This is a genomic window from Saccharomonospora saliphila YIM 90502 (genome assembly GCF_000383795.1).
Classification (GTDB): Bacteria; Actinomycetota; Actinomycetes; order Mycobacteriales; family Pseudonocardiaceae; genus Saccharomonospora; species Saccharomonospora saliphila.
In genome coordinates this window covers 65,866-74,940 of sequence record NZ_KB912629.1, presented here as the reverse complement: position 1 = coordinate 74,940, position 9,075 = coordinate 65,866, and the positions used below count along the sequence as shown (strand labels likewise).

The 9,075-nt window shown below is 69.8% G+C and carries 7 protein-coding genes and 2 pseudogenes; 7 read left to right on the top strand and 2 right to left on the bottom strand.

Annotation, left to right across the window (positions count from 1 at the left end; translation table 11 throughout):
• The first annotated feature begins 4 nt into the window (after positions 1-4).
• The gene (locus tag SACSA_RS25675; protein ID WP_019813865.1) at positions 5-562 is read left to right on the top strand and encodes a uridine kinase family protein; all 558 of its coding nucleotides are present in this window, start codon (positions 5-7) and stop codon (positions 560-562) included.
• An 84-nt stretch (positions 563-646) separates the two neighbouring features.
• Here the strand turns inward: SACSA_RS25675 and SACSA_RS0104445 are convergent, their stop codons facing one another.
• Positions 647-1,510, bottom strand: a complete 864-nt coding sequence (locus SACSA_RS0104445) for an SAM-dependent methyltransferase (protein WP_019813864.1) — start codon at positions 1,508-1,510, stop codon at positions 647-649.
• A gap of 315 nt (positions 1,511-1,825) precedes the next feature.
• On the opposite strand from SACSA_RS0104445, the gene SACSA_RS0104440 reads away from it, so the two are divergent.
• From SACSA_RS0104440 to SACSA_RS0104420, 5 genes are read left to right on the top strand one after another with little or no spacing between them, the layout of a single operon-like run.
• Positions 1,826-3,499, top strand: a complete 1,674-nt coding sequence (locus tag SACSA_RS0104440; RefSeq protein WP_019813863.1) for an ABC transporter substrate-binding protein — start codon at positions 1,826-1,828, stop codon at positions 3,497-3,499.
• A 9-nt stretch (positions 3,500-3,508) separates the two neighbouring features.
• The gene (locus SACSA_RS0104435) at positions 3,509-4,534 is read left to right on the top strand and encodes an ABC transporter permease (protein WP_028661537.1); all 1,026 of its coding nucleotides are present in this window, start codon (positions 3,509-3,511) and stop codon (positions 4,532-4,534) included.
• A 1-nt stretch (position 4,535) separates the two neighbouring features.
• Complete coding sequence (locus SACSA_RS0104430; RefSeq protein ID WP_019813860.1) at positions 4,536-5,519, top strand: ABC transporter permease; 984 nt, start codon at positions 4,536-4,538, stop codon at positions 5,517-5,519.
• A 5-nt stretch (positions 5,520-5,524) separates the two neighbouring features.
• Positions 5,525-6,514, top strand: a complete 990-nt coding sequence (locus SACSA_RS0104425; RefSeq protein ID WP_019813858.1) for an ABC transporter ATP-binding protein — start codon at positions 5,525-5,527, stop codon at positions 6,512-6,514.
• Positions 6,511-7,701: an ABC transporter ATP-binding protein gene (locus SACSA_RS0104420; RefSeq protein WP_019813854.1), complete on the top strand. Its 1,191-nt coding sequence runs from the start codon at positions 6,511-6,513 to the stop codon at positions 7,699-7,701. Before SACSA_RS0104425 ends, SACSA_RS0104420 begins: the two co-directional genes overlap by 4 nt.
• 106 nt (positions 7,702-7,807) lie before the next feature.
• On the opposite strand, the pseudogene SACSA_RS21455 reads toward SACSA_RS0104420, so the two are convergent.
• Positions 7,808-8,681, bottom strand: a pseudogene (locus tag SACSA_RS21455) (EamA family transporter); the annotation flags it as partial.
• A gap of 109 nt (positions 8,682-8,790) precedes the next feature.
• Between SACSA_RS21455 and SACSA_RS25670 the strand changes: the two are divergent.
• Positions 8,791-9,075, top strand: a pseudogene (locus SACSA_RS25670) (hypothetical protein); the annotation flags it as partial.

Sequence of the window (9,075 nt, the reverse complement as noted above, 5' to 3'; positions counted from 1 at the left end):
CGTCGTGGCGGATGCCGTGCTCGCGGCGCCCGCGCGGCTGGGCGGGGTGCGGCTGGTGGCGGTCGACGGGCCGTCGGGTTCGGGAAAGTCGACCTTCGCCGAGCTGCTCCGGGCACGGCTGGCCGCGCGGGGCGTGCGGACGGCGGTGGTCGGTACCGACGACTTCGCCACCTGGGACGAGCCGGTGTCCTGGTGGCACCGGCTGGTGGACGGCGTACTCGACCCACTCGCGGCGGGACTGCCCGGTCGCTACCGCCGGGTCGAGTGGCACGCGGGCGAACCCCGGGTCGGTGCCGAGGTGCGGGTCGCGGTGCCCGAGGTCCTCGTGGTGGAGGGGTTCTCGGCGGGACGCGCCTCGATCCGGCCGCACCTGTCGGCGCTGTGCTGGGTGGCCGACCCCGATCCGGAGTCGCGATTGGAGCGTGCGGTGGCACGCGACGGCGAGGACACCCGGCCACACCTGACCGCATGGCAACGTTTCGAGCGCGGCTGGTACGCGGTGGACCACACCACCGGTTACGCCACCCACTACATCCCCACCCCGAGCCCCGCAGCTTATTGACGTGCCGTCAAGGCCTCCTTGCCTGCGCTCAACGCAGTGAAGGAGGCCTTGACGACACGCCAATTGCTGTTCGGCGGGTGGGGGTTACGGTTTGCGGGCGAGGCCGCCGGTCATGAACCGCACCCCCACGGTCGTCGCGTCGGTCACCAGTTCGTCCGGGCGCCACAGCGGCAGCGGCACGATGCCGGGGCTGAGCAGCTCCAGTCCGTCGAAGTAGCGGGCCAGCTCCTCGGGCGTGCGGACACGGCCGGTGCCGAGCTGGTCGAGCAGCACCCGCTCCAGCTCCGCGCTCTCCGGCGTGTCGCCGAGGCGCGTGAAGTTCGTGATGAAGAACAGCGACCCGGACGGGACGGCCTCGCGCAGCGCCGCGACGATGCCGTTCGGGTCCTCCTCGTCGAGGATGTGGTGCAGGATTCCGCACAGCATCACGCAGACCGGCTTGTCGAAGTCGATCAACGCTCGCACGTCGGGATGGTCGAGCACCTCGCGAGGTTTGCGGATGTCGGCCGTCACGACGCGCGTGTTCTCGTTGTCCTGCAGGATCGCCCGGCCGTGCACCAGGACGATCGGGTCGATGTCGACGTAGACCACGCGGGAGTCCGGATTCGCCTCCTGCGCCACCTCGTGGGTGTTGCCGACGGTGGGCAGCCCGGAGCCCAGGTCGAGGAACTGGGTGACGCCTTCCTCTGCGGCGGCGTAACGGACGATCCGGTGCAGCATCGCTCTGTTGTGCAGGGCGATCTCTTTCAGCTCCGGCATCACCGACAGGCTCGCGTGCGCGACCTGCCTGTCGATCGAGTAGTTGTCCTTGCCGTCGAGCATCACGTCGTAGACGCGGGCGGCGGTCGGGACACCGTCGTCGAGCGTGACGATGTCGGGCCCGTCGTCACCGTCCCGCGCGGGACCACCGTGTGTGTCGCTGACCTGATCGTGACCGTCGGAGGGCATCCGAACCGCTCCCTTCAGCGTGTCGTGACGTCCGGTGATGGTAGCGACGGCAGCACTCTCGGTCACTCCCGGGTGGGACGCGCGTTTCGGGTCCCGGCGACCTCGCCGCGCGACGATGGTCGACGCTGAGTGACCGTTCGGAAACACACTGGTGAGCGCCGGTGCCCGTGCACGGCCGGAGAACCCGAGGTAGCGGGATCGTAACGTCGAGGGGGTTAAGTGAACGGCCGATAACCGCTAGGGTCTCCGACCATCCGCTCCCAGGTCGTGGGATGCGGAGTTGTCGAACCATTGCTTCGCTCAAGGGGTGCCAACATGCTCCAGTTGCGGGTGGCCCGAACGCGCCGCGTTGCCCTGATCGGGCTCGCGGGCGCGCTCGCGTTCTCCATGTCCGCGTGTGCCGAGTCCGAACGGGGCTCCGGCGGTGGTGAGGGCGGCACGTTCGTCTTCGGTTCCGCGGGCGCGCCCGCGCACTTCGACCCGTTCTTCGCTTCCGATGGCGAGACGTTCCGGGTCACCAGGCAGATCTACGAGAACCTGGTCGGCCTCAAGCCGGGTACCGCCGAGCTGGAGCCCGAGCTCGCCACCGAGTGGGAGGGCAGCGAGGACGGCAAGACCTGGACCTTCCAGCTCCAGGAGGGCGTGACCTTCCACGACGGCACGCCGTTCAACGCCGAGGCGGTGTGCGCCAACTTCGAGCGCATGTACAACCAGACCGGCGCGGGCGCGTCATCGGCGACCGCGTACTACTGGACCAACAACTTCGGCGGGTTCGCCGACGACGACAAGGACTCGCTGTACGAGTCGTGCAGCGCGACCGGCGAGCACACCGTCGAGATGACGCTGACTCGCTTCACCGCCGACTTCCCCACGATGTTGTCGCAGGACGCTTTCTCCATGCAGAGCCCGACGGCGATGGAGGAGTATGACGCCAACGGCATCGAGGCTCAGGGCGACAGTTTCGTCTTCCCGGAGTACGCGCGGCAGCACCCGACCGGTACCGGTCCGTTCACGTTCGACTCCTACGACGAGGCCAACGGCACCGTCACTCTCAAGCGCAACGACGACTACTGGGGCGAGAAGGCCAAGCTGAACACGCTGATCTTCCGGGCGATCCCGGACGAGACCGCGCGGAAGCAGGCCCTCGAGGCGGGCGACATCGACGGCTACGACTTCCCGTCACCGTCGGACTGGGCTGCGTTGGAGGACGCCGGGTTCAAGGTCGAGATCCGCGACCCGTTCAACATCCTGTACTTGGGCATCACCCAGAAGAACAACCCGGCGCTGAAGGACCTCAAGGTGCGTCAGGCGCTCGCCCACGCCATCGACCGGGAGGCACTGGTCAGCTCGATCATGCCGGAGAACTCCGAGGTCGCCACGCAGATGTATCCGGACACCGTGGACGGCTACGCCGAGGATGTGCAGAAGTACCCGCACGATCCGGACAAGGCGAAGCAGCTGCTCGCCGAGGCGGGACACGAGGATCTGACGGTGGAGCTGTGGTGGCCGACCCAGGTGACCCGGCCGTACCTGCCCAACCCGCAGGCTGTCTTCGGCGCGCTCCGGGAGGACCTGGAGCAGGTGGGTATCACCGTCGAGCCGATCAGCAAGCCCTGGAACGGCGGCTACACCGACGGCATCGAAGAGGCACGGGCTCAGCTGTTCCTGCTCGGCTGGACCGGCGACATCAACTCGCCGGACAACTTCCTCGGCAGTTTCTTCAACGACCCCGAGGGTCAGTTCTACACCGCGGGGTCCCCGTGGGGTGAACAGCTTTCCCAGGAGCTCAAGGACGCGCTGGCCACTGTGGATGATGCGGAGCGCGAGGCCAAGTACCAGGAGATCAACCGCAAGCTGATGTCCGAGTACCTGCCCGCGATCCCGCTGTCGCACTCGCCGCCCGCGCTGGTGCTCGCCCCCGAGGTCGAAGGGCTCGTGCCGAGCCCGTTGACCAAGGAGGAGTTCGCCACCGTCAGCATCGCGGAGTAGAACCCACCTGTGCTTCGTTACGCGGTACGACGGGTACTGCAACTCGTACTCGTCATGTTCGTCCTCTCGGTGCTGCTCTTCGCCTGGCTGCGCGCGCTCCCAGGAGGGCCGGTCTCGGCCCTCCTGGGGGAGCGCGGCGACGCGGAGAGCCGCGCGGAACTGCGGGAACTGCTCGGTCTCGACGAGCCGATCTTCGTGCAGTACTTTGCCTTCCTCGGTCGGGCTCTGAGCGGTGACTTCGGCACCTCGACCGGTGTCTCGCCCGGGAAACCGGCGATGGAACTGTTCCTGGAACGCTTCCCCGCCACGGTGGAGCTGAGTCTGGCCGCGATTGTGATCGCTCTGGTCACCGCCGTCCCACTCGGCTACGTGGCCGCACGCCGGCGCGGCGGGTGGCTGGACAACCTGGGCATCATGGGCTCGCTGGTCGGGATCTCCATCCCGATCTTCTTCCTCGCTTTCCTGCTGAAGTTCGTGCTGTCGATCGAACTCGGCCTCCTGCCAACCGGCGGCAGGCAGAGCGCCGGGCTCGATGCCACGCGGGTCACCGGGTTCTTCGTCCTGGACGGAGTGCTGACGAGGGAGTGGGACGCCGCGCTCGACGCGTTGGTGCACCTGTTGCTGCCCGCGGCGGCGCTGTCGTCGATTCCGTTCGCGGTGATCTTCCGGATCACCCGCGCGTCGGTGCTCGACGTGATGGACGAGGACTACGTGCGCACCGCACGCTCGAAGGGCCTGGCGGGCCGGGTCATCCGCGACCGGCACATCATGCGCAACGCGATGCTGCCGGTGGTCACCACGGTCGGCCTCCAGACCGGCGCACTACTCTCGGGTGCGGTGCTCACCGAGACCGTGTTCGCCTGGCACGGAATCGGTGAGGCGCTCGCGCTCGGGTTCGAACGCAAGGACTTCCCCGTGCTGCAAGTGGTCATCATCGCCGCGGCGGCGGCGTACGTGCTGGTCAATCTGCTGGTCGACCTCTCGTACGCGCTGATCGACCCGCGGATTCGGACGGCGCAGAAGGTGGGGTCGTAAGATGGCCTCCTCCCGCGCCACGAAGATCGACCGGCTCGCCGAGACGGCGGGTCGCTCGCCCGCGGGCGGCACCGGCTCCGGTGTCGAGCCCGAAGTACCCGAGGGCGGCGCCGAGGGCGTGAGCCTGGCCGTGTCGGCCTGGCGCAGGCTGCGCCGCAACCCGCTGTTCCTCGTCGGTGCCACGATCATCGGTTTGTTCGTGCTGCTCGCGCTGCTGGCTCCGGTGCTGGCCCAGCACGACCCGGGCCTGCGGATTCTGTTCGACCAGGTCTCCAACGCCAACAACGAGATCCCGCCCCCGCAGCCGGGTCATCCGCTGGGCGGCGACCAGCACGGTCGAGACCTGCTGTCCCGGGTCCTGCTCGGTTCGCAGCAGACGCTGATGGTGGCGCTGCTTGCCACGGTGATCGGGCTCGGCGGCGGGCTCGTGCTCGGCACGCTGGCGGGCGCGTTCGGCGGCTGGGTCGACACGATGGTCATGCGCGTGGTCGACGTGATGCTGTCCATCCCGTCGCTGCTGCTGGCCGTCTCGATCGGGGCGCTGTTCGTCCAGCAGACCCAGTTCTCGGTGATCCTCGCCGTGGCGATCGTGCAGGTGCCGATCTTCGCGCGCCTGCTGCGCGGCACCATGCTCAGCGTCCGCGAGAGCGACCACGTGCTCGCCGCGCGGGCACTCGGGGTCAAGCGCAGCGCGATCGTGTTCCGGCACATCCTGCCCAACTCGCTCGGCCCGGTGATCGTCCAGTCCACGCTGGTCCTGGCCATCGCGATCCTGGACGCCGCCGCGCTGTCGTTCCTCGGCCTCGGCGCGGCGGACGACTCGATACCCGAATGGGGACAGATGCTCGGTAACGCGCAGGACTACTTCGACACGCAGCCGCATCTGGCGTTCTGGCCCGCGGCCTGCATCGTCGTGGTGGCCCTCGGCTTCACCCTCGTCGGCGAGTCGATGCGGGAAGCCCTCGACCCCCGGCAGAGGCGGTGACGCGGATGGCCCTGCTCGCAGTACGGGACCTCTCGGTCACCTTCCACCGCAAGGGCGAGGAACCCACGACCGCCGTCGACTCGATCAGCTTCGACGTCGAACCCGGCCGCACGGTCGGGCTCGTCGGCGAGTCCGGCTGCGGCAAGTCGGTGACCTCGCTGGCGATCATGGGGCTGTTGCCGCACCGGGGCGTCGAGGTCTCCGGTTCGGCGACGTTCCAGGGCGAGCAACTGCTCGACCTGAGTCCGAAGCAGATGGACGAGCGGCGCGGCCGCGATCTGGCCATGGTGTTCCAGGACCCGCTGTCCTCGCTCAACCCGGTGGTGGCGATCGGGGTGCAGCTCACCGAGGTGCTGCTGCGCCACCGCGAACTGACCCGCAAACAGGCCAAGGCCGAGGCGATCGATCTGCTGGGCCGGGTCGGCATCCCGGACCCGGCGCGGCGGCTGACCGAGTACCCGCACCAGCTCTCCGGCGGGATGCGCCAGCGGGTGCTCATCGCCATCGCGCTGGCGTGCGCGCCGAAGCTGTTGATCGCCGACGAACCGACCACCGCGCTCGACGTCACCATCCAGGCGCAGATCCTGCGGCTGCTGCGCGACCTGGTGGCCGAGACCGACACCGCGCTGATCATGATCACTCACGACCTCGGCGTGGTCGCGGGCCTGTGCGACGAGGTCAACGTGATGTACGGCGGGCGCGTCGTGGAACGCGCGCAGCGGCACGCCCTGTTCGCCGAGCCGCGCCACCCCTACACCCACGGCCTGCTCGCCTCGATTCCGCGGCTCAACGCGCCGCGTGGGGAAAAGCTGGTGCCGGTGAAGGGATCGGTGGCCGACAACATCCCGTGGTCGCACGGGTGCGCGTTCGCGCCGCGGTGCCCGAACGCCGTCGAGGCGTGCCGGTCCAGCACGCCGGAGCTGGCCGACGACCGGGGCGGGATGCTGCGCTGCCACAACCCGGTGGAGTCCGCCGTGGCGGAGGGAGCACGATGACCACGCAGACGGGGACCACGCAGGCGGGGACCACGGACACGGCGACCACCGCCGTCGAGACGACACACGGCACAGGGCCCGACGCCGCCGACGGCGCGCAGGCGCACGAACTGCTCGCGCTCGACGACGTGAAGGTGCACTTCCCGATCAAACGCGGGGTGCTCCTCGACCGCACGGTCGGCCACGTCTACGCCGTCGACGGGGTGAGCCTGCGGGTGAACAGGGGCGAGACCTACGGCCTGGTCGGCGAGTCCGGCTGCGGCAAGACGACCCTCGGCCGGGCACTGCTGCGGCTGACCAAGCCCACGGGCGGGCGCATCACCTTCGACGGCACCGACCTGTCCTCGCTCAAGGGCGAGCCGCTGCGGCGGATGCGCAGGCGGATGCAGATGGTGTTCCAGGACCCGCTGTCCAGCCTGGACCCGCGGCAGTCGGTGGAATCCCTGCTGGTCGAGGGCATGCGCGCGCACGGGCTGGACACCGGCGCCGAGAGCACCCGCGACAAGCTCAAGGAGCTGCTGGCGTCGGTGGGACTGCCGGGCACCGCCCTGCGCAAGTACCCGCACGAGTTCTCCGGCGGACAGCGCCAGCGCATCGGCATCGCGCGGGCACTGGCCCTGCGGCCGGACCTGATCGTGGCCGACGAGCCGGTCTCGGCGCTGGACGTATCGGTGCAGGCCCAGGTGCTCAACCTGCTGGAGGAGTTGCAGGCCGAGTTCGGCCTGACCTACGTCGTGATCGCGCACGATCTCGCGGTCGTGCGGCACATCTCCGACCGCATCGGCGTGATGTATCTCGGCGCGCTGGTGGAGGAGGCCGACGCCGACACGCTGTACGCGCGGCCGATGCACCCGTACACCAAGGCGCTGCTTTCGGCCGTGCCGGTGCCCGACCCGACGGTGGAGGACAGCCGGGAGCAGATCCTGCTCAGCGGCGATCTGCCCTCGCCCTCCGACCCGCCGAGCGGCTGCCGGTTCCACACGCGCTGCCCCTGGCGGCAGGAGACGTTGTGCGACACCGAACGGCCCGAGCTGCGGGAGGTGGGCGACGGTCAGCGGGTGGCCTGCCACTACGCGGAGGACATCCTCGCGGGGCGGCTCTCGCCTGCTTCCGGCGCGGTGTCGGTGCCGCCCGAGGTCGGTGGCGACGGGGTCGCCGGGGACGGAGCGGAGTCCGCGGCGTCCTGAGCGGAGTCCGCTCCGTCCTGAGCGGAGTCCTGAGCCTCCTGAGCGTCCTTCGGTGCGCGGGCGTCACGGTCGTCGGTGTCCTGCCCGGGTCGCGGCGGGCGGGCACCTCGCCGCGTCCGCCCGCGCAGCGACCCGAGCAGCACGCCGGCCACCACGACCCCGCTCGCGGCCAGTTCCACCGGGGTGGGCCGTTCGTCCAGCAGCACGAACGACAGGCTGATCCCTACCACCGGCACCAGCAGGGAGAACGGGGCCACGGAGCTGGCCGGGTTGCGCCGCATCAGCGCCGTCCAGATGCCCGACCCGGCGATCGTGCCCAGCAGCACGACGTAGGCGAGGCCACCGAGGCCCACCCAGCCGTCGGCGGAGAACACCGTGGACACCGCCTCCCATTGGGCGCCGCCACCCTCGAACAGCAGCGACAGCGTGAACATCGGCACCGGTGGCACGACCGCGCTCCAGAGCACGAAGTGCAGCGGGTTGTCCGCCCCGGCCTTGCGTGAACACAGGTTGCCCACCGCCCAGCTCAACGCGCCGAGCACGGTCAGCACCACCGGCAGCAGGGCGGCGTACTCGGCCCGCTGCCAGGCGATCACGGCCATCCCGGCCACGGCGAGGGCGATGCCGAGCACCTGCCTGCCGGTGAGTCGTTCGCCCAGCAGCACGGCACCGAGCAGCACGGTGAACGGCGCGGAGGCCTGCAACACCAGGGACGCCAGCCCGGTCGGCATCCCGAGGTCCAACCCGACGAACAGGAAAGCGAACTGGCCGGTGCCGAACCCGAGCCCGTAGCCGATCAGCCAGCGGGTCCGGACCGTCGGCCACGGCACGAGCAGCACGGTCGGCACGGCGATCACGAGGAACCGGAGCGCACCCGCGAACAGCGGGGGGAAGTGCGTGAGCATCGCGTGGATGGCGAGGAAGTTGCAGCCCCACAGCACGGCGGTCAGCACGGCGAGCAGTCGGTCACACCTCGGCACGGCTCCAGCGTGACAATCCAGACCGTGAAGCACCAGCGAGAATTGATGCAACGATGATGAAGCACGGCTTCATGATCGACTGACGCGGTGGTCCCGTAGGCTGCCCGGCATGAGCGAGCTGGGGGACGGCCACGTGGTGTTGGCGGGCCGGGACGCGCGACCCGGTTACGGAGTGGCCGCCGGGCTGTCCTGGGAGGGCACGCCCGAAGGCCAGGACGGAGCGGAGGCGGAGGCGTTCGCCCGCAGCGGTGCCGACGCGTTCCTCGCCGCGCCGCTGGTACGAATGCTGGACGGGCACGGCGGGCGGCGGCTGGTGGTGGGACAGGCGCGGGTCGCCGTCACGGCCGGTGGGCACTCCCACGTGACCCTGGCCGTGCGGGCGCAGTGGGCGGAG

Coding starts and splice junctions, on each gene's coding strand:
- SACSA_RS0104445 (WP_019813864.1), bottom strand. CDS start 1,510: ATGCCCTCCGACGGTCACGATCAGGTCAGCGACACACACGGTGGTCCC.
- SACSA_RS0104440 (WP_019813863.1), top strand. CDS start 1,826: ATGCTCCAGTTGCGGGTGGCCCGAACGCGCCGCGTTGCCCTGATCGGG.
- SACSA_RS0104430 (WP_019813860.1), top strand. CDS start 4,536: ATGGCCTCCTCCCGCGCCACGAAGATCGACCGGCTCGCCGAGACGGCG.
- SACSA_RS0104425 (WP_019813858.1), top strand. CDS start 5,525: ATGGCCCTGCTCGCAGTACGGGACCTCTCGGTCACCTTCCACCGCAAG.
- SACSA_RS0104420 (WP_019813854.1), top strand. CDS start 6,511: ATGACCACGCAGACGGGGACCACGCAGGCGGGGACCACGGACACGGCG.